This is a genomic window from Lysinibacter sp. HNR (genome assembly GCF_029760935.1).
Classification (GTDB): Bacteria; Actinomycetota; Actinomycetes; order Actinomycetales; family Microbacteriaceae; genus HNR.
On record NZ_CP121684.1, the window covers coordinates 1139503 to 1164081 of the forward strand.

Genomic DNA, 24579 nt, shown 5'->3' on the forward strand with positions numbered 1-24579 from the left:
GGTTATCGTTCCGTGCACCGCAGCGTACGCTCTTCGCAACAGCAGTCGTATAAACTCCCCATAAAGGTAGCGTAAAATGAAGCCCATGACCCTGGTAGAAACTCCCACGCTAATAACACCGTCCTCCGCGGCTATTGGACGCGATGGGCAGCACCGTACCTATGTTGTTCGCACCTATGGATGTCAAATGAACGTACACGACTCGGAGCGATTGAGTGGATCGATGGAGGCGGCCGGATACATCCCCTCCACGAGCGAAACCGCAGACGTTGTTGTTATTAACACGTGCGCGGTTCGTGAAAATGCTGATAATAAGCTCTACGGCAACCTGGGTTATCTCGCCAGCGTAAAGCGCAAAAACGAAGGAATGCAGATTGCGGTTGGGGGGTGTCTGGCACAGAAAGACCAGGGCACCATCCTCAAAAAGGCCCCCTGGGTCGATGTGGTCTTTGGGACGCATAACATGGGGTCGCTGCCTGCTCTTTTGGAGCGGGCCCGACACAACGACAAAGCCCAAGTAGAAATACTTGAGTCTCTCGAGACCTTTCCCTCCACCCTGCCCACTAAGCGTGACTCAAGCTACAGTGCGTGGGTCTCAATTTCCGTTGGCTGCAACAACACCTGCACTTTTTGTATAGTTCCCTCTCTGCGCGGAAAAGAAAAAGATCGACGTCCCGGAGAGATCCTGAACGAAGTCCAATCCCTGGTCAATGAGGGAGTCACCGAAATAACGCTGCTTGGTCAGAACGTCAATACTTACGGGGTAGAATTTGGCAACCGAGGTGCCTTTGCGGAGCTTCTACGTGCATGCGGCAGTATCGAGGGGCTTGAGCGGGTGCGCTTCACGAGTCCTCATCCAGCGGCATTTACCGACGACGTTATTGAGGCGATGGCCGAAACCCCCAACGTTATGCCGCAGCTTCATATGCCGTTGCAATCGGGCTCCGACGACATTCTCAAGTCGATGCGGCGTTCATATCGGTCAAAGAAGTTTTTAGGAATCCTTGAGCGGGTGCGTGAGCGTATCCCCGAGGCAGCCATAAGCACAGACATCATTGTGGGCTTCCCCGGTGAGACTGAAGAGGATTTTCTTGACACAATGCGGGTTGTGGAAGAATCGCGATTTGCGAGCGCTTTTACGTTCCAATACTCCATCCGGCCCGGAACCCCAGCGGCGACCATGCCCGATCAGGTGCCCAAAGCGGTTGTTCAGGAGCGCTACGAGAGGCTCATCGCGCTGCAAGACAGAATCTCCCACGAAGAAAATCAGAAACAAGTTGGACGAACCCTTCAGGTTCTGGTGTCGAACAGCGAGGGACGCAAAGATTCGGCAACAAACCGTATGACGGGGCGTGCCGAAGACTCACGGCTTGTCCACTTCGAGGTTCCAACGGGAAGCGAAATCCCCCGTCCGGGAGATGTCGTGAGTGTCACCGTCACACAGGCAGCTCCGTTCCACCTGGTGGCGGAAGCCATAGAGGGAAAACCTCTTGTCGTACGTCGCACGCGATCGGGTGATGCCTGGGATAGGAGCCAGGCCGAGTCGTGCGGCGTCCCCGCCCCCGTGAATCTTGGAAATCCAAGCGGTAAGGCCACCGTGAATCTGGGACTGCCCGTGATTCGTTCCGCAACGACTCCTCTCTACGATGCGAACGACAACCTCCGCCTCTGATCGAGATCAAAAAATCGATACGCTACACGTTATAGTCGGGCCCACAGGAACCGGTAAAAGCGCCCTGTCGCTTGATCTTGCGGAGCGGATACATGCCACTGGTCGCGCAGCAGAAATTATCAACGCTGACGCTATGCAACTCTATCGGGGAATGGACATCGGCACTGCCAAGCTCACCTCCGCGGAACGACGTGGGATTACCCATCACCAGATGGATACCCTGGGGGTTACTGAGGAGTCCACCGTGGCTGCCTATCAGGAATCTACTCGTAAGATACTGAGTAATCTGGTGCAGCGTGAGATTGTGCCTATCCTGGTTGGTGGTTCCGGTCTCTACGTTTCATCGGTTATCTTTAACTTTGATTTCCCCGCCCGGGACCAGGCTGTTCGGGCGCGGCTTGAACGGGAGTGTGAAAAGCAGGGACCCGAAGAGCTTTTTCGACGACTGGCTGACCGCGACCCGGTTGCTGCTGCCAACATAGGTTCACAAAATATTCGCCGTGTTATTAGGGCCCTTGAGGTTATAGAGATAACGGGTGCCCCCTTCAGCGCGGCGCTTCCTCAGGAACCGGTACCGTGGATGCCTCTCAACATCGTGGGGCTTCATGAGGATCGTGCCGTGCTCACCTCGCGCCTAGACAAGCGGGTGCTGGACATGTGGGATCAAGGCCTTTTGGAAGAGGTTGAGGGGCTTATCCCGGAGGGTATTGAACACGGAATAACAGCCAGCCGAGCAATTGGGTACGCGCAGGCCCTCGCCCAGCTACGTGGAGATGCAACAAGAGATGAGGCAATAGCCCTCACCCAGAGTCTGACCCGCAGGTACTCCCGTCGGCAGGTGAGCTGGTTTAAACGGTATCAGGACCTCAATTGGATTCACGCCTCCGATCCTCAGCGTCTAGAACGTGTCTTAGCGCACCCCCCCGATAGACTAAAGAGATGACCAGCATCAACTTTGTTAAAGGGCACGGAACGGGCAACGACTTTGTGCTGTTTGCCGACCCAGACGGAACCACCGAGCTTACCCCGCAGGAAATCGTGTGGCTCTGTGACCGTAACTTTGGTGTTGGTGCTGATGGTCTTATCCGTGTTGTGCGTTCGGAAAACATTATTGATGGGGCACAATCACTCGCCGAAGACGAAGCTGCGGAGTGGTTCATGGACTACTGGAATTCTGACGGTTCGCCCTCTGAGATGTGCGGCAACGGCGTGCGTGTCTTTGCCCATTTTCTACTTACCGAAGGCCTCGCTCATAACGAACCGGGGGAGACCCTAGTTGTGGGTACAAGAGCTGGAGTGAAGGATGTCCAACGCAATAGAAACGGATATCAGGTTGATATGGGGCGCTGGAAGCTCGACGGGGGAGAACCTCTGGTTCGGGCGCGCGACCTGGATGTGGCCAGGCCGGGCCTCGGAATCAACGTGGGCAATCCCCACGTGGTGGTGGCACTATCAAGTGTAGAAGAGCTTGAGAGGCTTGATCTCAGCTCCGCTCCGCAGCTCACGCCGGAGGTCCCCCACGGTGCAAACGTGGAGTTTGTGGTTCCGGGGGATCCTCCCGTTGCTGACGGTGTGGGTCAGGTGAGGATGCGTGTTCATGAGCGTGGCAGCGGGGAAACCCTCTCGTGTGGCACGGGAGCTGTTGCCGCTGCGCTTGCTGTCCGCCACTGGGCAGGAAAAAATGCCCCCCACCACTGGAGGGTGGATGTTCCCGGGGGGCGCGTCGCAGTACGGATGTTTCCCACCGAAGAGGGTGAACACGTTGCTCTCTCGGGTCCGGCGGAGCTGGTGTTCCGCGGAACGGTCACCCTTCCGTAGCGGGACTTTCCGTGTCCAGGATAAAGGGCGCAAGTTCCGCGGCAAATTCGGGTGAGGCCAGCGCGTGAACCCGGGTTCCTCCCTCGTCGTAGCTTGTTTCCAAAACACGGTGTGAGTCGTGCAGGGTAGTGATCAGGTCACCTCGGTCGAAGGGAATCAACGCGGTGAGTTCAACGGCAGGGTCGGGGAGCATGCTGTCGATCGTCTCGAGAAGAGTGTTTATGCCCTCGCCCGTGCGAGCCGATACAAATAGTGACTCTGGTTCGAGCCCGCGTAAAACGGTTATGTCATCCGTGTGAACCAGATCGCTCTTGTTAAACACAATAAGTTCCGGTACGTTTCTGGCCCCGGCCTCGCCTAAAACATTCCGAACCGTTGCAATCTGGCTGGCGGGGTCGGGATGCGACGCATCCACCACGTGCAGGATAAGGTCTGCGTCGCGCGCTTCCTCGAAGGTGGACTGGAAAGCCTCGACCAATTGATGCGGAAGATTACGTACAAAACCCACCGTGTCCGTGAGCGTGTACTCGCGTCCGTCCGCGGTGTGAGAACGTCGGACGGTGGGGTCGAGGGTTGCAAAGAGCGCGTTTTCCACCAGCAGGCCAGCACTTGTGATGTGATTGAGTAGGCTCGATTTTCCCGCGTTGGTGTAGCCCACAATGGTAACGGAGGGTACCGAGTTGCGGCGGCGATTCGCGCGTTTTGCTTCGCGGGCTGGTTTCATTGCCGCGATCTGCTTGCGCAGCTTAGCCATCCGAGAGTGGATGCGTCGCCGATCTAGCTCAATTTTTGTCTCTCCGGGACCACGTGAGCCCATACCCGCCCCGGCTCCGCCAACCTGGCCACCCGCTTGGCGAGACATCGACTCACCCCAGCCGCGCAGTCGGGGTAACAGATACTCAAGCTGGGCGAGTTCAACCTGCGCTTTACCCTCTCGGCTTTTTGCGTGTTGGCTAAAGATGTCGAGGATTACCGTGGTGCGGTCGATAACCTTCACACCCACCACATCCTCAAGTGCTCGTCGCTGGCTGGGCGAGAGCTCGGTATCCGCGATGACGGTGTCTGCTCCCATCGCTTTGACCAGGTCTCGAAGCTCGTACGTTTTACCCTTGCCCAGGTAGGTTGCCGGGTCCGGGTAGGGGCGACGCTGGAGCAGTCCGTCAAGAACCATAGCCCCCGCTGTTTCGGCGAGTGCGGCAAGCTCGTGCATCGAGTTTTCTGCGTCGCTCAGGGACCCCTGGGAGTAAACGCCAATGAGTATGACGTTTTCGAGACGTAGCTGTCGATACTCGACCTCGGTGACATCTTCAAGCTCGGTGGAGAGTCCCGCAACCCGCCTCAGTGCGCTTCTTTCTTCGCGCTCAAGCTGGTCACCGTCGGAAGCTTCGCTGGCGTCCCTACCGTGTGTGTGGTCGAGCGCCTGCGCGGAGCCGTCGCGAAAGAGGCTAAAGCCGGAAGAGGTTGCTCGAGCCGCGTTGAGAACGCGGGTGACCCGTTCGGAGTCTTCACGCTCTTCCCCGTGACTGTCTGTGTCGAGTGGCAGTGGTTCGTGCGCCCCCTCTGATTGTGAGGTTTTGTGCTTGGCTTGGGCATCGGGCTCTGTTTGTGAGGCACCCTGTGTGCCAGCTTCTTTGTTGGAGGGGACGGAGTGGTCGTTTTTATCAAATGTGCCGTGGCTTTTAATCATTAATACTAAGGATACCCTTTGCGATGTGTCTGAAGGAAGTCTGTAATACTGAAACGTATGGCTGATGATCATTATTTCAGCACCAATCCGGATAGCGATTTTGTGCCCAGGAAGATATCGGTGCGTCTATCCGGGGACACATATGATGTAACAACGGCGGGTGGTGTTTTTAGTCCCGACCACATAGATCGGGGTACCGAGGCTCTTCTGTCCTACGCTCCCGAGGCGCCGAAAACGGGCAATCTCCTCGACCTGGGCTGCGGTTGGGGTCCCATCAGTCTTACTCTTGCGCTGGAGTCACCCGAGAGCACTGTGTGGGCGGTGGACGTGAATGATCGTGCGCTGGAGCTGGTCAGGATGAATGCACAGGCCCTGGGGCTGACAAATATTCGGGCGGTAAAGCCCGAGGAGGTTCCCCCCGATGTTGCCTTTGACACGATCTGGTCAAACCCACCCATTCGCGTGGGTAAAAATGTTCTGCACGACATCTTGTTGACCTGGCTCCCCCGGTTGAAAGAACGTTCGGATGCCTACCTGGTGGTTCAACGTAACCTTGGATCCGACTCCCTCCACCGGTGGTTAGGTACCACCCTCCCCGATGACTTTGCCGTCTCTCGAAATGCTACAAGCAAGGGGTTTAGAATTCTTCGCGTTCGACGCTGGTCGTAGGGCATCTTTGTCACACTCCGTCACACGGCGTTTGTGGTTTGGAAAACTGGGTTGTGGGGCTGCTAGTCTCCTACTTATTACCCGAACTTTTTGTGGCGCGGGAAAAGAATACCCGTGGCCGGGACCTGCAGACCAGCAGGATTGCGGCAAGACCAAAATCTGGAGGCAGCGTGATACTTCGTACAGAACCCGTGGGTTCGCTGCCTCGCCCCGCACGGCTCCAAAGCGCCCTCATCGATTTTGATAGTGGTCTCATAGAGGAGGCGGAGCTTCGCGCCGAACAGGACCGTGCCGTTTCTGACTCCCTGGAACGCTTTGCAGAAACGGGTTCGCCGATTATCACCGACGGCGAGCAACGAGCGCCCAGCTTTGCAACCTATCCCTTTGCCGAAACGCTGGGCGGAGCCGGGTTGAGCGAAAATCTCGCGCTTGACGGGCAATACTTTGCGATTTTTGAGGACGGCCACCACCGCCAGCTTCCCCGTCTCACTCGGGGACCCTTCCGCTACACGGGGTATGCTTCCCAAAACGTTGAAGAGGCCCGTTTGCTGACCTCGTTGCCCCTCAAGCAGGCCGTCATTGCCCCCTCCATGCTTTCTCTTCTCTACCCGCTTGACGGCCAGCTTGACGGTTATTCTCGAAAAGAATTTTTTGACGACCTGGTCAATGAGTGTGAAAAAGATATCCGCCTGTGCTTTATCGCGGGTGCGGAGAGGGTGTCGCTTGATTTCACAGAGGGGCGCTTAGCCCTGCGGGGTGATCCCCGTAACCCCTGGACCGGCCGTGCACTTTTGCACGAATTTATTGAGTTGAACAACCGGGTTTTTGATCGTTTTTCAGCGCAGGAGCGAGTGAATATCGGGCTGCACACCTGCCCCGGAAGCGACCTGGACTCCGCTCACAGCGCGGATGTCGACTATGCTCAGCTGCTGCCCGAGCTCTTTCAATTGAACGCGGGATATTTTTTGGTTCAGCTCGCGAGTGAGCTGGATCGTGAGCGTGTTTATCAGCTCATTGGAAAAACTCTGAGGCCTGAGGCGGACGGTATTGAGCAGCAGGTTCTTATCGGTGTCACCGATCCCAAAAATTCTCGTGTGGAGACTCCCGAAGAGGTGCGGGATCAGCTTGTTTCTGCGGCCCGCTTTATCCCGGCGGAGAGGCTCGGATCGACGGATGACTGCGGCTTCTCGCCCTTTAGCATCGATGATAAACCTCGTCATGCCTCACCGGATGCGGCTCGTAACGTCGCGTTTTCTAAGATAACGTCGCGCGTGCGAGGAACCCACTTGGCCGAAGAAGTACTGGGAGGGTCATGACACGCCCCACCGTGCCCTTCTCCTTTGAGGTTTTTCCCGCTCGAAGCAGTGCGGCGGCCCTGTCTCTTGGTCACACCGTTCAGCACCTGGCTGCTGCGGGACCAGCCTTCATCTCCGTGACATACGGTGCCAACGGTTCCAGCCGGGAATCGTCTCTTGAGCTACTCAAGTATATTCGACAGCACACGGATGCTCGCCCCTTGGCTCACCTCACTTCGATCGGCTCCACCCGCGCTCAGATTGAGCGGCTCGTGCGGGACTTCTGGGCGGCCGGGGTGTACGATTTTCTTGCACTCAGGGGAGATCCGCCTCGTGGTGTCGCCGAAGAAGACGTTGATCTGGGGGAGCTGCACAGTACCGTGCAGCTGGTGCAGCTTATCCGCTCGATAATCGAGGAACAGTCAGCGATCACCGGAGATATCCCTCACCCCGGCGGACAGGTGTGCATCGCGGCCTTCCCCACCGGGCACCCGAGAGCGGTGAACCCACGGGACGACATTGACGCCCTGCTTGAAAAGCAACGGGTTGGTGCCGAGTTTGGTATCACACAGCTTTTTTTCCACGCCGACGATTATCTTACCCACGTGGAGAAGGCGCGGGAAGCGGGCGTGACCATTCCCATCCTGCCGGGCCTCATGCCGGTATCCACCTCGGCACAATTGCTTAAGGTTGCCGAGCTTGCGGGGCAAGAAGCCCCGAGCGACCTCCTGGCGAAGCTTACCGAGGCTGGCGGATACGCACCCGAGTGTGGCATTGACCACACGACCCAGCTTGCCACGGATCTCATTGCGGCGGGAGCACCCGGCGTTCATCTCTACACCTTTAACCGACACCAATCCTCGCTTGCCGTTCTTCGTGAACTAGGGCTACTCACCACCCACCCATTTGAAAAGGAACTCGTATGACAACCTCCGCTCCCTTTCCCACCGGAACTATCCTGGGCTACCCCCGAATCGGTCGCCGCCGCGAGCTGAAACGCGCTATCGAGGCATTCTGGAAAGGCACCATCGATGCGGCCGAGCTTGAGAGCATCAGCGCGGATCTTCGTGCCGTTACCCGTGATCGCCTGGTTGCGCGGGGACTTGATCCGCTCGGCTCCGCCGTCCCAGAATCTTTTAGCTACTATGATCAGGTGCTTGACGCTGCTGTGACGGTGGGTGCTACACCGGCTCGCTTCTCCTATCTGGAGGATGCTGACGGGGCCATTGATCTATCCGGTTACTTTACTATTGCGCGTGGTGAGGGAGATCACCTTCCCGTCGAAATGACAAAGTGGTTTGACACGAACTATCACTACTCGGTTCCGGAGATTGGGCCCGAGACAAATTTTCACCTGGCCTCCGATCGCATTGTTCGCCATTTCGAAGAGGGTAAGGCTCAGGGATACGTGACCCGGCCGGTCATTGTTGGCCCTGTCACGCTTCTGCTCTTGAGTAAAGCGAGCGAGGGCGCCCCCGAAGGATTCCGCCCTATTTCTCGCCTGAGTGATCTACTGCCCGTGTACCAGCAGCTGCTGGTACGCCTCAGGGGTGCCGGCGTGGAGTGGGTACAGCTTGACGAGCCGGCACTGGTGAGTGAGAGTATCGACGAGGAGCGTGCCGCCGTGCTTGCGGCAGCCGAAGAGGCGTACCGTGTGCTGGGTAACGCGTCACACCGTCCCCAAATCTTTGTGGCAGCACCCTACGCGGCCCTTGATGATGCACTGCCCGTCTTGGCTAGCAGTGCGGTGGAGGCAATCGGTCTTGACCTGGTGCGGGGTTCTGTGCCCGAGTCCGTGCCCGGGCTGGAGGAAAAAACGCTTGTGGGCGGGGTGGTTGATGGTCGCAATGTGTGGCGGGGAGACCTGGAGGTTGCGTACGATAAGCTGGAGGCGCTTAGGGCCCTTAGCCCCAATGTCGCCGTGGCAACGTCGACCTCCCTCCAGCATGTTCCGCACGATGTAGAGGACGAGCCCAATCTCAGTAAACGCCTGAAGAGCTGGTTGGCCTTTGCCGATCAGAAGGTTGATCAGGTGGCTATCCTGGCTCGCGGCCTTGAGAGGGGTCGGGCATCCATTAGCGAGGAACTTAGCGCGTCCCGGAAAGCCCTGAACGACAGGCTTGCGGCGCCGGGGGTAAAAAACGAGGCGGTGCGTGCCCGTACCGGAGTTCTTGCGGATGCTGATTTCTCGAGGGTGGCATACGAGACCCGTCTTGAAGCGCAGAACAGGGCTTTTGCTCTCCCTGATCTTCCCACAACCACGATCGGTTCCTTTCCTCAGACCGGTGATATCCGCCGGGCTCGTGCGTCGTTCGTTCGCGGAGATATTACCCGCGAGCAATATAATGATTTCCTGCGCGATGAGATTCGTAGTGTGGTGAAGCTTCAGGAGGAGATCGGACTCGACGTTTTGGTTCATGGCGAGCCTGAGCGCAACGATATGGTGCAGTATTTTGCGGAAAACTTTGATGGTTTTGACGTGACTGTCAACGGGTGGGTCCAATCGTATGGAACGCGCGCCACTCGCCCGTCGATTCTCTGGGGTGATGTTTCCCGCCCGGCTCCGTTTACGGTTGAGTGGAGTGCCTTCACCCAATCGCTCACCGAGAAGCCGGTTAAAGGAATGCTCACCGGGCCGGTGACGATTCTGGCCTGGTCATTTGTGAGGGACGACATTCCCCTGTCGGAAACAGCACACCAGGTTGCCCTCGCGCTGCGTGATGAAATCAGCGATTTGGAGAACGCGGGGATAGGGATTATCCAGGTGGATGAACCTGCCCTGCGTGAATTGCTCCCGCTTAAGCTTGCGGATCAGCCCGACTATCTTCAGTGGTCGGTCGGAGCGTTCCGTCTGGCCACGGCGGGGGCAGCGGAGGCAACCCAGATCCATACCCACCTGTGCTACTCGGAATTTGGGGTGGTTATCGATGCAATTCGTTCCCTGGATGCTGATGTGACTAGCATTGAGGCGGCACGATCCAAAATGGAGGTTGTCCACGATATTCGTGCCAGCGGCTTTGATCACGGTATTGGACCGGGCGTTTACGATATTCACTCGCCGCGGGTGCCCAGCGTGAAAGAGGTGAGTGAACTCATCACCACCGCGCTGAGTGCCATTCCCGCACGTCAGGTGTGGATCAATCCTGACTGTGGGTTGAAGACCCGTGGATATGAGGAAACGCTTGAAAGCCTGAAGAACATTCTGGAGGCAACACGGGCTGCCCGAGTCTAGTGTTGGGTTATTACTGACCGTGCCCGCGAGATTGTCTCTAGTTTTGTGAGGGATCTCGCGGGTATTTCCCGTGGTTGCGAGGATTGTTTTGATGCTTCTGTAGCAGTGGCGATTTTAGACCGCGCGGAGAACTGCTACAACCTTGCCCAATACAGTGGCCTGGTCACCAAGAATGGGTTCAAACGCACTGTTTCGAGGTAGTAGCCAGGTGTGTCCGTCACGCTGCCGGAAGACTTTAACGGTGGCTTCATCGTCGAGCATTGCCGCAACGATATCGCCGTTTTCTGCCGTATTTTGCTGGCGAACAACCACAAAATCTCCGTCACAGATAGCGGCATCGATCATGGAGTCTCCCACCACCGTCAGCATAAAAAGCTCACCCTTGCCCACAAGCTGGCGGGGGAGCGGAACGATCTCCTCCACCATCTGATCGGCTGTGATGGGAATGCCCGCCGCGATGCGACCGACCAGAGGAACCATGGCGGCATCGCCAATGGGGTTTGAAGCTCCGCCGGGGGAGACATCAATTGTGGGGCTTGAGGGGGTTGCTGATGCTTCTTTTGGTGTCACGGGGGATTGTGTTGGTATATCGATGAGTATCTCGATCGCACGGGGGCGGTTGGGGTCTCTGCGCAGATAACCGCTGAGCTCGAGTTGATTAAGCTGGTGGGTGACACTCGAGAGGGACTTGAGCCCCACCGCATCGCCGATTTCACGCATGCTGGGGGGATAGCCCTGGCGACCTACCGCCTGTTGAATGACTTCTAATATAGCGAGTTGTTTTGGGCTGAGGTTTTTTCTGCGGCGGGTGCCGGGGCGAGATGCTCCCTTTTTGTTGTCTTCACTCATGGGTTCCTCGTTTTCTCGGTCGTCGCTCGGGGCGGGGGTCTCGTATCTCTACGCAGGTCTTGAGACGTGGGTCCCGGTGTCGGTGGTCTCTGGTTGAGTGTTCGGTGATGAACGTGAGCAGTTTATTCACTTTCCAGAGTATCTGTTTTCGAGATCCGTAACAAACACATGTTCGAATGTTTTGGTTTTATTTTTAGAGATATTCCGAAAATCAGCTTGATTATTTGAATAATCGAAGATATATTCGAAACATAGATTCGCATCTGGCCTTCCCGGCCGAGGGTCAGATGCGAAATCTTATAGAGAGAGGAACAGCATGAGTTCACTTACTAATTCTTCACAGGGTCCACTGTACGCAAATAGTCCGCAGGTGGGCAGCTCCGGCGTTCAATCCCCAAAGTCTTCTCTGGCTCAACATCACGCATCTGTTAAGACCCGCCTTCGCCTTACCCGACGCGGGCGTTTTGTTATCACCGCTTTCATCGCCCTGCTGCTTCTTGTTATTGGATTATGGGGATTCTTTTTTGCCTCCTCAACGGCAAATGCCGTTTCTGATCACAGCGACACCGCCTTCGACTATGTCACGATCCAGAGCGGTGAGACCCTGTGGGGCTTGGCAGAATCGCTCGACCCCTCAAGCGACCCGCGTGACGTTATTCACGAGATTATGTCGCTCAATAGGCTGGGTTCAGCTCAACTCGAACCCGGTCAACAGCTTGCTATTCCTGCTGCATACACGTTGAATTACTGAGTGTTTTAGAAGCAACTTTCCATCTTGTTGATCGTCAAAGTAGACGGGTAGCCTGGTACCTGTGGCTCATCAAGCTCTTATTCTGGCAATTCGTGATCAGCTTCAAGCTCAGGCAGACCCTGTTCGTGCTGAAGGTGCCCAACGGTATATGAAATCTGTTCAGCCATACTATGGCGTACGGGTTCCCGTGGTTCGGAAAATTGTTTCTGAGGCGTGGAAGAGATATCCGTGTGACTCTCCTGAAGAACTGTACGATACTGCCCAGGCTCTGTGGAGAAGCGCAGCCTATCGAGAAGAGCGCTACGCGGCTATTGATCTTACCGGATTGCGAATGGCGCGTGGGCGTCTTGAGTTTCTTCCTCTTTTTGTCGAGATGATCGTGACCGGTGCCTGGTGGGATCTGGTCGATGCCCTTGCCCGTAACAACGCGCGATTACTCGATGCACACCCACAGCAGATGATTCCCACGGTTCGAGCGTGGTCTACTGATTCTGATATGTGGCTGCGTCGATCCAGTGTTCTTTCTCAACTAGGCCGTAAGAAAGATACTGATCGGGAGCTTCTTTCCGAGGTAATTCTTGCGAATACTGGGGACAAGGAGTTCTTTATCCGTAAGGCTATCGGTTGGGCTCTCAGAGAATATGCCAAGACCGATCCCGAGTGGGTGCAGCAGTTTGTGAAGCATCATCAAGACTCGCTGAGCCCCCTCTCTACACGCGAGTCTCTTAAAAACATGTGATGCTGTGTGGCGAATGATAACTACAGCGGCTGAATAAGTTCGGGACCCGTCCCACGCAGTGGAGCCACCTCGTAGTGTGTTGTGTGCTGGGCGGCGGCTTGTGCAGAAGCAACTATTCTATCCACCAGGGAGACATCTCCTCGAACGTGTGGGTTCAACCAGGTGTCCCACGCGTGAGAGGGAAGAATGACGGGGGAGCGTTCATGGATGTGGGCGAGATTTTTGGGTGCCTGCATCGTAAGGATAGTCGCCGATAGCACCCAGCGTGCAGAATCGTGTCGATCTTGAGTGGGGTCCGCCCACCAGGAATAAAGTCCCGCAAATGCCATGGTTTCCCCGTCCGCTGAGCGTATATAGAAGGGGCGCTTTGATAAATCAGGTTCGGTGAGCCACTCATAGTAACCATCTGCCGGTATCAGGCAGCGTTTGTTGACCACGGAATCGCGAAAGCTGCGTTTTGTTGTGATGGTTTCTGAGCGTGCATTAAACGTCGGATAGGGGAGTTTCTTGTCGGCGGCAAACGACGGAATGAGCGACCAGCGGGCAGCCTCTAATCGTCGCGTGGTAGAGGTTGATATAGCGTTGGGGGAGCCCTGAATGCCAGAGAGTTGAGTCGCGGTGTCGACAAGGATGGGGATTGTGTCTGTCGGACGAATATTGTAGTTCGGTAGAGATATCTCCCTCGCAACAATGGCTGGACTCCACAGGGTGACCAGATCTTCAACCGTTTGGGCTACAGTAAATCTTCCGCACACACTTACGAATAATAGACCCCGAAGGGTCAAAAACCCACCCCGCCCGTCATGTCAGTAGTTCATGCTTTCATATCTTCAACGTGCCCACTCCCGCTGATCCCTTCAAAGTTAGGTATGTGTCGAAAAATGAGTGAATTGGTAACGATATTGTGTCCGCGGTGGTGCATTGAAGATCACGCAGGCGAGCCTCCCGAATCTGTGATTCATATGAGTCACACTCAGCAGGTTCCGCTTATTTCTGTGGCAAGAGTGAGTGCAAGCCACAGGCAAGCAGAGAGCACGGGAGCAGACGAGCTACGGGCTGTTGAGTGCGAGATTACGCTTTATCGCCTGGCAAGCTCTTCTGACGAGTGGGTGTATCTCGGTTGGGGATCTCCCGAGGAACCCGGAACGGGTATGGAGATAAGCCGAGAGAGCGCCGAGCGGCTTGTCCAAAAACTAACCGCTTTTATCAAGAAGGTTGGTGAATAGTTGATAGTAGGTGACTGGTGCTCCTAGAAGGTTCTCAACGATTCTGCCAATTCTGCAATAATTGAGGTCACAAGAGCAGTCTTTACTCTGCCGGGCATTGTTTGAATTTGTGCTTCTCTCTGCATCAAAATTGAGTTTTCTACCGGGATGAGTACAAGCCCTTCGCTGACCTGGGACGTCACGGCCAAGCGGGTTGCGAGTGTGATGCCAGCTCCGCTACGGGCGAAGGTAAGAACCGGTCCCAGCTGACCGGCCTCAAACACGATATTGGGAGTGAGCTTTTCGCTGAGAACAGCTACGTCAAATAGCTCACGCTGGGTCAGGCCGTGGTCGGCGAGAGCGAGACGATGCTCACAGAGTTCTCGAAGGGTGATGCTCTTATGCGACGCAAGGACATGATCGGGCGAGACCACCGCATAGGGTGGGGCCGGGACGGAGAGCTCCACAATAACATCGCGCTGTGGCCCTAGGGCAAAAACGACCGCCACATCCGCTCCTCCGTTAATAACCTGACGGGTTGCTTCTGCGGAGGGAAGAGCCTCCAGCTTAAACACAACCTCGTTGTATTCTGCGCTCATCCTGGCGATTGCTTCGGTTACCCGGGTTCCAGCCAGCCCCTCCGCACTTGCCACCCTGATAACACGTGTTTTACGAAGCTCAAGGTTTCTTAATTCTTCAACAACAGCGTCCCCCTCGGACTCGCTGCGTCGGGCGTGCATGAGTAGAAGTCGGCCAGCGCGGGTGAGCGACATACCGCGTGGGTGGCGTGCAAAGAGCGGAACTCCCACGGCACTTTCGAGCTTAGACACCTGTCGGCTGATTGCTGAAGGTGAAACGTGTAGCTTTTGTGCGGCATCCGTGACAGAACCGCTTTTGGCGACCTCGGTGAAGTAGATTAGCGCGGTTGGCAACATTTTCATTGGTGACCCCTAGCTTTGCGTTTTAATCAAGTCAGCTTGATAAAACGATACTGGATTCTGGGGTTGGAGATCTTTAAAATCGTGGCAAGCCATATGAATACGAGGAAATAAATTAGTGAACGTTAGATCTAAAATTCTCAGTGCATCCGAGGGAGAGATAGGTTCCGGGCGCTTTCTGTCCGCTCTGCAACGAGCGGTCTCGTATCAAACGGTGAGTGGTAGTGATGGGGACCGTATTCAGTTGAAGTCATACCTCGACGATTTTCTGAGCCCGATGCTCCGAGAGTTGGGGTGTGCTGTAGAGCGCTTTGATTCGTGGAACGGTGGCAAAAATTCCTTTCTGATCGGCAGCCGAATCGAAAATCCAGATGTGCCCACGGTTCTGTGCTATGGTCACGCCGATGTGACTCCCGGGCAGGAGGGCGAGTGGCACAATGATCGTGACCCCTGGCGGGTAACCGTTGAGGGAATCCGCTGGTATGGTCGAGGCACGGCGGATAACAAGGGCCAGCACCTCATTAATCTGACGGCACTCCACCTGGTTCTTGCTGAAAAAAGCTCTCTGGGGTTTAACCTGAAGTTTCTTTTTGAAGCGGGCGAGGAGATCGGCTCCCCTCTTCTGGCAGAGTTTGTTACCCAGCATCAGACAGAGCTTGCAGCGGACGTGTTTATCGCCTCAGACGGTCCCCGTGTTGATGCTGAAACCCCGACGATCTTTTTGGGTTCTCGGGGAAGCGTAGAGCTTGAGCTCACCGCTCACCTTCGTCCCGATTCATATCACTCTGGAAACTGGGGCGGTCTGATTCGTAACCCGGCCACAACCCTGGCTGCAGCCATCGGCACGCTTGTTGACGGGAACGGAAACATCAGGATCGAGACTTTATTACCCGACACGATTCCGGGTTCCGTGAGTCGACGTCTCGAAAAAATACGGATTCCCGAGCATCCACACGAGGGTGAATCCTACGACGGGTGGGGCGCGCAGTACCTGACGGCCGCCGAGCGGCTGTACGCGTGGAATACCCTAGAAATTCTGGCAATGAGTTCGGGGAATATAAGCGATCCCACAAACTCAATACCGGGATCAGCCTCGGCCCTCCTACAATTGCGTTTTGTATCGGGAACCGATGTTTTAGACCTGGAAAGCAGAGTTCAAGAACATCTGGATGCACGTGGTTTTGGCATGGTTCGTGTCCGTGTTTCTCCCGCATTTCCCGCAAGCCGAACCGATCCAGACAACCCCTGGGTGGACTGGGTGGCCCGATCAATTTTCCAAACGACCGGCGTGGAACCCAGCGTCTTACCCAACTTTGGCGGGGCGCTACCCAATCACGTTTTTGAAGGCATCCTGGGCCTACCAACTCTCTGGGTGCCGCACTCCTACCCGGAGTGTCTCCAGCACGCACCAAACGAGCACCTCCTAGAACCCCTGGTGCGACAGGGGCTTGCTATCGCCTGTGGTATTTTTTACGACCTCGGGAACGGTGGTCATCCGGCCAGGCGTGACCATCCGGCCAAACCGGAGAAGCATCGTCGTTCACCTGAAATACACCTCACACAGGCCCATTGAAACCATCCGACCCAACTCATCCCCGGATAACCATATTCAAAGGAGAATAACCATGAAATTACGCCGGCTTTTAAAGCTGATTGGCATTGCTGCCATCATGGCCCTAATCGCTGGGTGCACCACTGCGTCCCAGCAGGTCATGAACGACACGGGAGGATCCACCAGCGAAGATTCGATCCGGCCCTTTATCTTCGACCCCGAAACGGTGCCCTATGACGAGACCCTGGCTGCTCTGGTTCCACAGGAAATTCGTGACAGGGGAACCCTGATTATCGGGTCGGACACATCATACGCCCCGGCAGAGTTCCTGGGCGGGCCAGACGGACAAACCCCGATGGGGTTTGACGTCGACTTTGCCCACTCGCTCGGATCGATGCTCGGGCTAGATATTTCTTACGAGACTGCCGGGCTTGCAACCATTCTTCCCGCGCTGGGAACTAAATACGACCTGGGTATCTCCGCCTTTGCCATCACCCAGGAACGTCTTGGCGCGGTCAATATGGTTCGCTATTTCACCGCTGGTTCTATCTGGGCGGTGCAAAAAGACAACCCAAATGATTTTGACCCGCAAAACCTGTGTGGATCAACGCTGGGAGTGCAGACGGGATCGGTTCAGGAAACCTACATTCTCACCCAGAACGACGAGTGTGTTGTCGCGGGTAACTCCGCTATAGATATTGTCTCGCTCAAGAACCAAACCGAGGTGACAACCCGTCTTGTTGCCGGTGGGGTTGACGCGATTGCCTCGGGAGCAGCGACCATTACCTACGCGCTCTTGCAGACGGGCGGACAGCTTGAGCTGATAGGAGAGCTTTTTAACCCGGCTGAGGTGGGGATTGCCGTGGCAAAAGACAACGTCGAACTGGCAGAGCTCGTGGCCAGCGCGATGAATAAACTCATTGAAGACGGCTTTTATGGGGAAGTCTTGCAATCGTGGGATTTGGAAATCCTCGCTGTTGATGAGGCCGTTGTGAACCCGGCGCCCACACGGTGAGCGCTATGAAGCGGATGCGCGGACGCCAGACCCCTGATCATGACGGCCCAGAGCTCATCAACGCCGTCCCCGTGAAGCACCCGGGTCGTTGGGTGGGGGTTGCGCTTCTCCTGCTCCTTGTGGCCATGGTGGTGCACAGCCTCATCACCAATCCAAACTTCCACTGGGACGTTGTGGGAACCTACTTCTTTGACGTTCTGGTGATCCAGGGCATTGGATGGACCCTCCTTCTCACGGCGGTTGCGATGGTGATCGCCATCACCCTCGCGATCTTCTTGGCTTTTATGCGTCAATCGGATAACCCGATCTTTCGATATGTCTCGTGGTTCTGGGTGTGGTTTTTCCGCGGAACCCCCATATACACTCAGCTGGTTTTCTGGGGTCTTGTTGCGGTTCTCTACCCCAAGATAACCCTGGGTATCCCTTTTGGGCCCGAGCTTTTTCAATTCGACACCAAAGATCTCATTACCGCCGCGATAGCCGCGATGCTGGGATTGGGCCTGAACGAATCCGCTTACCTGGCAGAGATATTCCGGGCCGGTTTAAAATCTGTGGATCGAGGCCAAAGTGAGGCCGCCTCGGCCCTGGGCATGCGCAAGACCAAGATTATGTGGCGCATTGTCCTGCCGCAGGCGATGCGGGTCATTATTCCTCCCACGGGCAATGAAACCATCGGTATGCTCAAGATGACCTCGCTGGTGCTGGCCGTTCCCTTTACGCTAGACCTCACGTTTGTGACCAATAGCATCGCAAACCGAATTTATCTTCCAATTCCCCTGCTGATCGTTGCGGCCCTGTGGTACCTCATCATTACCAGCGTGTTGATGGTAGGGCAGCACTACGTTGAACGCTACTACGGTCGCGGGGTCGATAACCTGGTTCCCGCGCCTGTCACAACAACGCTTCCCGTGGTCGGGGCAGACTCAGAGGAGCAGAACGAATCCGGGGAACAGAAGAACGCACAGAAAGGCATTGTCTCGTGAGCACCCTGCAGACAGAACAACTGGTTCGTATTAAGGGCGTGCACAAGTATTTTGGTGAGCATCACGTTCTGCGCGGAATCGACCTCACGGTGAATCGTGGTGAGGCCTCCGTGATCATTGGCCCGTCGGGTTCGGGCAAATCGACGATACTGCGCTGCGTGAATCTTCTGGAGACCATCAGTGCCGGACGCATCTGGGTGGGCGATGACCTCATCGGGTATCGCGAACGTGCGGGGCGTCTATACGACCTCACCTCCAAACAAATCGCCGCGCAGCGGAGAGAAATCGGTATGGTTTTTCAACGGTTTAACCTCTTCCCTCACAAAACGGCGCTTCACAACATCATGGAGGCACCCATTCACGTTAAGAAACAACCCGAAAAGCAGGTGCGCGAACGCGCCATGGAGCTACTCGGTCGCGTGGGGCTCGCCGATAAGGCAGATCACTATCCCTCGCAGCTTTCCGGTGGCCAGCAGCAGCGTGTTGCCATAGCCCGCGCCCTCGCGATGGAACCCGAACTCATGCTGTTTGACGAACCAACGTCGGCACTCGACCCGGAGTTGGTCGAGGACGTGCTCAACGTGATGAAGGACCTGGCCCAGTCGGGCATGACGATGATCGTGGTGACCCACGAGATCGGTTTTGCGAGGGAGGTGGGCGACACCCTCACCTTTATGGATGCCGGTGTTGTGATCGAGAGCGGCGACCCTCGCGAGATGATTGCCAACCCGCAGCACGCCAGAACCAAAGCGTTCCTCTCGAAGGTGCTCTGAGCGGGTGTGGGGGTGTTTTGGTTGACATGCCGGTGAGAGAGGTTTGGCCAATTTGCTTCCGTCTTAGGATTGGGATAGAGTAAGTTCTTGTGCCGCGGGGTGGAGCAGTTCGGTAGCTCGCCGGGCTCATAACCCGGAGGTCGTAGGTTCAAATCCTGCCCCCGCAACCAAGAAGCCGCGGAATCTTTCGAGATTCCGCGGCTTTTCTCTTTGCTAGAGCGCGGCCCTGTCACGAAAGCTGAGCGAGCATGATGGGCGCTCCCGTCGTTCTCATCACTGTGCGCCTGTTGCTTTGCCGCTGTGTAGAGCTTGAGATTATAAGGTCTGTGCGTATCGGCGCCGTGACAAAGATCGAAGACTTCAACCACCAACCACCACTCAATCACAACAACTTCCCAACGACAGGAAAGAGCGGCGGAAACAGCTCCGCAGCGGAGGGATTTCGCGCAGAGGCATCACGCTCAGAATACGCACCGCGCAACTTCTCAAAGATACGCTGCCCCTCCACACGAAGCGCCTCGGTATCAACCCCCGGAAGCTTCCCGTCGCGCATTACCACGCTCCCATGTACCATACTGAAGTGGGCATCACGCCCGGTTCCCGCGAGAATCAGGGTGCGCACGGGGTCGTCAACTGCACCGGCACGAAGATCTGCGAGCGAGAACGCCACGAGGTCTGCGGTTGCCCCCACCGCAATCCTGCCCAGGTCCGGCCGTTTGAGCGCTCGCGCGCCACCGAGGGTGGCCGCCTCAATATACTCCGCCAGTGCCCCTCGCCCCAGGTCACCGTGCTGAAGCTTGGAAACCTGAACACCGGCGTCGATACCGCGAATGAGATCGGGTGGAAAGGAATCGGTCCCCAGCCCCACGTTGACCCCCTCCGCCACATATTGGGACAGCTTTTCAAGTTGGAACGCGTAGCGCGCGCTCGTGAGGGGGCAGTGGGCAATTGAGACCCCGGCATCCGCGAGTCGTTTCAGGTCGCCGCGATCCTCTCCGTGGACCTCGGGGTGAACATCAAGAAACACTCCGTGGGCGAGGATGGTGCGCTCATTGAGGAGACCCGCTTGCGCGAGCAGGTCAAGCGGGGCGGTGTTGCGGGTCTCGCAAAGAACCTGCCGCTCAGAGGCTATGCTCTGGGTCGCGTGCACCCGCACGAGCACGTTGCGGCGGGCGGACTCCTCCGCCGTGCGCGTGAGGATATCGTCGCTCACGGTCTCTATCCGACAAGGGACGAGGACGCCGGTTATCAGCGGGTCGTCTAGAGCCTGAACCGTCTCAAGAAATCGCAGGGCTCCGGTAAAACCGGCCTCGCCTTGGCGTTCATCCCAGAATATTTCGGGGATGCCGTCCGTATTGGTGACGTGCACCCCGGAGCGATAGGAGGGGCCGAGAAAAACGCGCAGGCCTAGTTTGCTGGCGGTGAGGGCGGTGTCGAGCAGATCGTCGTGTGTTTCGGCCCAGGCACTGTGCACCTCGCTTGCGATGGGCATGGCGCTCGTGATGCCGTGGAGGATAAGCTGCACCAGCGCGTAGCGGCGCATCGTGCTGCGCTCCTCCGGTGTGAGAACCTCCCGCGGGTTTCCCCGTGCGTACTCCGCCGACCAGCTCAACCGCGCCTCGTGATGGGGACTCCACCACGAGTCCAGGAGAAGGTGATCGATGTCGGCCAGACCCTCCAGATCGATGAGGCCGGGCAGGAGAACGCTCTCGCCCAGGTCGATCACCTCCGCGGCCTCCCGGAGAAGCTGCTCACCGCGCGCGCCGGAGGCAACACCGGTGATGCAGGAGCCGTGAACGGTCACAGTGGCATCGCGTAACTGCACTGTGTGTGTGCCGTCAAAAGCCACGACGTGAGCGGCTCGCAGGGCGTAGTTCATGACGAGAGCCGCTCTCGACGCACCGGTTTCCAACCCGGGCCGGGAACGGCGGCACGCAACGCCCTGGTGTAGGGGTGGGTGGGGTGAGCCAGAAGCTGGGCGGTATCACCCCGATCAACCACCGTACCCCGCTCCATCACGATCATCCTCTCGGAGATCTGGTTCACCACCGAGAGGTCGTGCGAGATAAAGAGGTAGCTGATGCTGCGCTGCGCACGAATATCGGCAAGGAGATTGAGGATCTGAGCCTGGATCGAGACGTCAAGCGCGGCAACCGCCTCATCCAGCACAATGACGTCGGGGTTAACGGCAAGCGCTCGCGCAATGGCTGCGCGCTGCCGCTGCCCGCCTGAGAGCTCCCGGGGATAGCGGTCAAAGAACTGCTCGGTGAGACCTACGGCGTCAAGGATTTTCTGCGCCTGAGCCCGGGAGGGTTTTTTAGTGTTTGCCGCGCCGCGGTGCAGCGCCAGGTTCGACAGGATCACGTCGCCTATCTTCTGTTTGGGGTTCAGCGATGAGTAAGGGTCCTGAAACACGTACTGCACATCGCGGGCACGGGCGCGGCGATCCGCGAGCTTCCGCCCGGCGGTGCTGCGGTCCTGCCCCTTGATCGTCACGGTGCCCGAGGTGATGGTTTCCAGCCCCACAATCATGCGGGCCACGGTTGTCTTGCCCGATCCTGATTCGCCAACAATAGCAACGCACTCGTTGGGAAAGAGGTCAAACGAGACGTCATCAACCGCGGGAACGCTGCCTGCGCGTTTGCCGTGTGGGGAGGGAAAGACCTTGCGAAGGTTTGAGACCCGGATGATGGGTTCGGGAGGTGCCGAGGCATTCACGGGGTGCTCCTTGTCTTAAGTTCGCTGTGAACCTGCTGGTTGTAGCTCATGACGGGTAACCGTTCAAATCGTTTCTCGATGCTGGGTCGGGCCGCTAATAATTCCATGGTGTAGGGGTGGGTGGGGTGCTCGTAAACGTGCTCTCCCTGCTCGACGATCTCGCCCGCATACATCACTGCGAGACGGTCGCAGCAGGCCTGCGCGAGCTCAAGGTCGTGGGTGATGAACAGCAGGGAGAGCCCGCGGGCACGTCGGTGCTCGTCGAGAATCGCCATGACATCGGATTGGGCGGTAACGTCAAGGGCGGTTGTTGGTTCGTCCGCGAGGATCAGCTGTGGTTCGGCCAGGAGCACACTCGCGATCATCACACGCTGGAGCAGCCCTCCTGAGAGTTCGTGGGGGTACTGCCGCAGGCGCCGTTCGGGATCCCGCACCCCGACTTCGTCGAGTATCTGCACCGCGCGTTTTGCCACCGCGTCGCGGGATTCGCCGCGGTTTCGCACGAGCGCCTCGGTGAGGAAGTCTCCAATTGTGTGCACCGGGTTAACGTGGGCGCGGGGATCCTGGAAGATCATCCCCACATCGTTGGCGCGATAGAGACGTAAGCGCTCCCTGCTCATGCCCATCACGGACTCTCCGTCATAGTGAATGGTTCCCCGCACCTGGAAGTCAGAGGTCAGCATCCGTATGATGGCGCGCGTGGTGAGAGATTTTCCGGATCCCGACTCACCAACCAGGCCGAGGGCCTCACCACGATTGAGGCTGAGCGTGACCCCGTTCAACAGCTTGAGTGTGTGGTCACGCGTGTGGAGGCTGGCGTGCAGATCCTGAATTTCGAGGAGGGGGCTGTTCATCGGGGACTCCTTGCCTGTGATGAGAGGCGATCGCCGAGCATCGTGATGCTCCACACGATGAGGATAATACCGAGACCCGCCACGATTGCCTCGGTGGGTTGGCCGCGCAGCGCCGAGTCAAACCCGCTTTTCACCATGATTCCCAGGTCTGAGGTGGGCGGTTGCACCCCGAGTCCGAGGAAGGAAACGGCGGCCAGATCAATCACCGCAAAACCGAGCGACGATACGGCCTGGGCCACGATCAGCGTCTGGAGATTGGGGAGCACCTGCTTGAGGTTGATGCCGACCCCGGACTGTCCCTGGAGCCAGGCGGCCTGAACGTAGGGCATATTGCGCTCTCGAAGGGCGGCCCCGCGCACCACCCGGGCAACGTAGGGAATATAACCTATGGCCAAGCCTATGACCACGGTTGTGAGGTTGGGGCCAAAGATGGCAACCGCGATGAGTCCAAAAACGATTCCGGGAACCGAGAAGAGCACGTCGAGCAGCCACGAAATGACGGTGTCTATTACACCGCCGTTCCAGGAGGCCAGGAGCGCAAGCAGTGTTCCACAGACGGTTGCGATGAGAATCACACACGTTGGCCCGAGCAGGGTGATGCGAGTTCCCCAAATCAGCCGGGACAGAATATCTCTCCCGAGGGCGTCGGCTCCTAGAAGGTGCGAGCTACTGGGACCCGTGAGGGAGGCAAAAAGATCGGGGTAGTCCGGGTCGTAGGGGGCAATCCACGGTGCAAAAACTGCGGCCAAAACAAAAATGGTGAGGATCACCAGGGCCGCTATTCCGGGCCCGCCGAGCTTGCGCGTGAGCAGTGTGAGGCGGCGCGGGGTGCGGGGTATGACCCGCGCTATTGCCAGCTGTGTTGTGCGTGGTGCGGTCATTGTCTGCTCCCCAGTGAGATTCTCGGGTCGATGAGGGTGTAGAGAAAATCGACGATTGCGTTGATCACCACAAACGCCACAACAAGCACCAGGATAACCGCCTGCACGATGGCAAAGTCGCGCTGCAGGATGGCTCGCACTAGCAGCGAACCGAGGCCGTCCAGCGCAAACACGTTTTCGATCACAACCGCCCCCGCTACGAGGGTTGCGATGGTGAGTCCCATCACGGTTGTGATGGGGATGAGCGAGTTGCGCAGAACGTGCCGTCTGATAATAATGGGGGAGCGTAGGCCACGGGCCACCGCAGTTTGCACGTGCTCCCGTTCTTTTTCTTCGAGTACCGATGCCCTGGTGATCCGGGCGAGATACGCCGCGCTTGCTACGGAGAGCGCAATCGCCGGGAGGGTCAGGTGCACGAGGGTGTTAAACCCGCCGCTACCGCTGCCGTTGGTGGGGAACCACCCCAACCCAACGGCAAACATGCTGATGAGGGCAACGCCGATCACAAAGGTGGGGGTGGCAAGCCCGAGGGTTGCAACCGTGGTGACCACTTGATCAATCCATCCTCCGCGGAGCGAAGCGAGCAGACCAAAACCGATACCGACGATGGCGATGATTACGGTTGCCATGGAGATCAGGGCCAGGGTGGTGCCCGCCCTTCCCTCAATGAGGTCGGAAACGCTTTGACGATAAACGATGGAGTTACCGAGGTCGCCTCGCAGCACATCACCCACCCAGGCAATATAGCGTAGAAAAAACGGGTCGTCGAGGTGGTACTGGGCGGTTACCTGGGCAATTTGTTCGGGCGTGCCCCCTCGGGGTCCGAGGACAAAACTCAGGGGGCTTCCCGGCGCCAGATACATGAGGCCAAACACCACAAAGGAGGTGACCAGGAGTACAAGCACTAGACTTCCCGCGCGGCGGAGAATAAAAGTTGGAATAGACACG

23 protein-coding genes and 1 tRNA gene are annotated in these 24579 nt (G+C 57.2%); 15 read left to right on the forward strand and 9 right to left on the reverse strand.

Annotated features, from left to right (window positions below; translation table 11 throughout):
- Positions 1-85 precede the first annotated feature (85 nt).
- The 3 genes from miaB to dapF are packed head-to-tail and all read left to right on the forward strand — an operon-like array spanning position 86 to position 3490.
- A complete protein-coding gene (gene miaB, locus FrondiHNR_RS05020; protein ID WP_279354152.1) occupies positions 86-1672 on the forward strand; it encodes a tRNA (N6-isopentenyl adenosine(37)-C2)-methylthiotransferase MiaB in 1587 nt (528 codons plus the stop codon).
- A complete protein-coding gene (gene miaA, locus FrondiHNR_RS05025) occupies positions 1647-2615 on the forward strand; it encodes a tRNA (adenosine(37)-N6)-dimethylallyltransferase MiaA (protein ID WP_279354153.1) in 969 nt (322 codons plus the stop codon). The genes miaB and miaA overlap by 26 nt, the downstream gene beginning before the upstream one ends.
- Positions 2612-3490, forward strand: a complete 879-nt coding sequence (gene dapF / locus FrondiHNR_RS05030) for a diaminopimelate epimerase (RefSeq protein ID WP_279354154.1) — start codon at positions 2612-2614, stop codon at positions 3488-3490. The genes miaA and dapF overlap by 4 nt, the downstream gene beginning before the upstream one ends.
- Here dapF and hflX read toward each other — a convergent pair.
- Entirely contained in the window at positions 3477-5177 is a 1701-nt protein-coding gene (gene hflX / locus FrondiHNR_RS05035; protein WP_279354155.1) for a GTPase HflX, read from the reverse strand. The genes dapF and hflX overlap by 14 nt on opposite strands.
- Before the next feature lie 57 nt (positions 5178-5234).
- Here hflX and FrondiHNR_RS05040 point away from each other — a divergent pair, with 57 nt between their 5' ends.
- The 4 genes from FrondiHNR_RS05040 to metE are packed head-to-tail and all read left to right on the forward strand — an operon-like array spanning position 5235 to position 10373.
- On the forward strand, positions 5235-5846 hold the full coding sequence (locus FrondiHNR_RS05040) for a methyltransferase (protein WP_279354156.1): 612 nt from the start codon (positions 5235-5237) through the stop codon (positions 5844-5846).
- Between the two features lie 38 nt (positions 5847-5884).
- Positions 5885-7162, forward strand: a complete 1278-nt coding sequence (locus FrondiHNR_RS05045) for a hypothetical protein (RefSeq protein ID WP_279354157.1) — start codon at positions 5885-5887, stop codon at positions 7160-7162.
- On the forward strand, positions 7159-8067 hold the full coding sequence (locus FrondiHNR_RS05050; RefSeq protein ID WP_279354158.1) for a methylenetetrahydrofolate reductase: 909 nt from the start codon (positions 7159-7161) through the stop codon (positions 8065-8067). Before FrondiHNR_RS05045 ends, FrondiHNR_RS05050 begins: the two co-directional genes overlap by 4 nt.
- Complete coding sequence (gene metE, locus FrondiHNR_RS05055; protein ID WP_279354159.1) at positions 8064-10373, forward strand: 5-methyltetrahydropteroyltriglutamate--homocysteine S-methyltransferase; 2310 nt, start codon at positions 8064-8066, stop codon at positions 10371-10373. The genes FrondiHNR_RS05050 and metE overlap by 4 nt, the downstream gene beginning before the upstream one ends.
- Positions 10374-10487: 114 nt before the next feature.
- Here metE and lexA read toward each other — a convergent pair whose 3' ends face one another.
- Positions 10488-11222 (reverse strand): transcriptional repressor LexA, encoded by a 735-nt coding sequence (gene lexA / locus FrondiHNR_RS05060; protein WP_279354160.1) that lies wholly within the window; start codon positions 11220-11222, stop codon positions 10488-10490.
- 316 nt (positions 11223-11538) lie between these two features.
- On the opposite strand from lexA, the gene FrondiHNR_RS05065 reads away from it, so the two are divergent.
- Entirely contained in the window at positions 11539-11973 is a 435-nt protein-coding gene (locus FrondiHNR_RS05065; protein ID WP_279354161.1) for a LysM peptidoglycan-binding domain-containing protein, read from the forward strand.
- A 61-nt stretch (positions 11974-12034) separates the two neighbouring features.
- On the forward strand, positions 12035-12712 hold the full coding sequence (locus FrondiHNR_RS05070; protein ID WP_279354162.1) for a DNA alkylation repair protein: 678 nt from the start codon (positions 12035-12037) through the stop codon (positions 12710-12712).
- 20 nt (positions 12713-12732) lie between these two features.
- Here FrondiHNR_RS05070 and FrondiHNR_RS05075 read toward each other — a convergent pair whose 3' ends face one another.
- A complete protein-coding gene (locus tag FrondiHNR_RS05075) occupies positions 12733-13467 on the reverse strand; it encodes an SOS response-associated peptidase (RefSeq protein WP_279354163.1) in 735 nt (244 codons plus the stop codon).
- A gap of 207 nt (positions 13468-13674) precedes the next feature.
- Here FrondiHNR_RS05075 and FrondiHNR_RS05080 point away from each other — a divergent pair, with 207 nt between their 5' ends.
- Positions 13675-13938, forward strand: coding sequence for a hypothetical protein (locus FrondiHNR_RS05080; protein ID WP_279354164.1), 264 nt, complete (start codon positions 13675-13677; stop codon positions 13936-13938).
- A gap of 23 nt (positions 13939-13961) precedes the next feature.
- Here FrondiHNR_RS05080 and FrondiHNR_RS05085 read toward each other — a convergent pair whose 3' ends face one another.
- On the reverse strand, positions 13962-14858 hold the full coding sequence (locus FrondiHNR_RS05085; protein WP_279354165.1) for a LysR family transcriptional regulator: 897 nt from the start codon (positions 14856-14858) through the stop codon (positions 13962-13964).
- Positions 14859-14973: 115 nt separating this feature from the next.
- Between FrondiHNR_RS05085 and FrondiHNR_RS05090 the strand changes: the two genes are divergently transcribed.
- From FrondiHNR_RS05090 to FrondiHNR_RS05110, 5 genes are all read left to right on the forward strand, one after another.
- Entirely contained in the window at positions 14974-16428 is a 1455-nt protein-coding gene (locus FrondiHNR_RS05090) for a M20 family metallopeptidase (protein WP_279354166.1), read from the forward strand.
- A 52-nt stretch (positions 16429-16480) separates the two neighbouring features.
- Entirely contained in the window at positions 16481-17422 is a 942-nt protein-coding gene (locus FrondiHNR_RS05095) for an ABC transporter substrate-binding protein (protein WP_279354167.1), read from the forward strand.
- A 5-nt stretch (positions 17423-17427) separates the two neighbouring features.
- A complete protein-coding gene (locus tag FrondiHNR_RS05100; RefSeq protein ID WP_279354168.1) occupies positions 17428-18405 on the forward strand; it encodes an amino acid ABC transporter permease in 978 nt (325 codons plus the stop codon).
- Positions 18402-19178 carry an amino acid ABC transporter ATP-binding protein gene (locus FrondiHNR_RS05105; protein ID WP_279354169.1) on the forward strand — a complete coding sequence of 259 codons (777 nt, stop codon included), beginning with the start codon at positions 18402-18404 and terminating at the stop codon, positions 19176-19178. The genes FrondiHNR_RS05100 and FrondiHNR_RS05105 overlap by 4 nt, the downstream gene beginning before the upstream one ends.
- A 93-nt stretch (positions 19179-19271) precedes the next feature.
- Positions 19272-19348, forward strand: a tRNA-Met gene (locus FrondiHNR_RS05110).
- Between the two features lie 212 nt (positions 19349-19560).
- On the opposite strand, the gene FrondiHNR_RS05115 is transcribed toward FrondiHNR_RS05110, so the two are convergent.
- From FrondiHNR_RS05115 to FrondiHNR_RS05135, 5 genes are read right to left on the reverse strand one after another with little or no spacing between them, the layout of a single operon-like run.
- A complete protein-coding gene (locus FrondiHNR_RS05115; RefSeq protein WP_279354170.1) occupies positions 19561-21057 on the reverse strand; it encodes a chlorohydrolase family protein in 1497 nt (498 codons plus the stop codon).
- Positions 21054-21896 (reverse strand): ATP-binding cassette domain-containing protein, encoded by an 843-nt coding sequence (locus tag FrondiHNR_RS05120; RefSeq protein ID WP_279354171.1) that lies wholly within the window; start codon positions 21894-21896, stop codon positions 21054-21056. Before FrondiHNR_RS05120 ends, FrondiHNR_RS05115 begins: the two co-directional genes overlap by 4 nt.
- Positions 21893-22750 carry an ABC transporter ATP-binding protein gene (locus FrondiHNR_RS05125; RefSeq protein WP_279354172.1) on the reverse strand — a complete coding sequence of 286 codons (858 nt, stop codon included), beginning with the start codon at positions 22748-22750 and terminating at the stop codon, positions 21893-21895. Before FrondiHNR_RS05125 ends, FrondiHNR_RS05120 begins: the two co-directional genes overlap by 4 nt.
- A complete protein-coding gene (locus FrondiHNR_RS05130; RefSeq protein ID WP_279354173.1) occupies positions 22747-23631 on the reverse strand; it encodes an ABC transporter permease in 885 nt (294 codons plus the stop codon). The genes FrondiHNR_RS05125 and FrondiHNR_RS05130 overlap by 4 nt, the downstream gene beginning before the upstream one ends.
- The gene (locus FrondiHNR_RS05135; RefSeq protein WP_279354174.1) at positions 23628-24578 is read right to left on the reverse strand and encodes an ABC transporter permease; all 951 of its coding nucleotides are present in this window, start codon (positions 24576-24578) and stop codon (positions 23628-23630) included. Before FrondiHNR_RS05135 ends, FrondiHNR_RS05130 begins: the two co-directional genes overlap by 4 nt.
- Between the last annotated feature and the right edge of the window lies 1 nt (position 24579).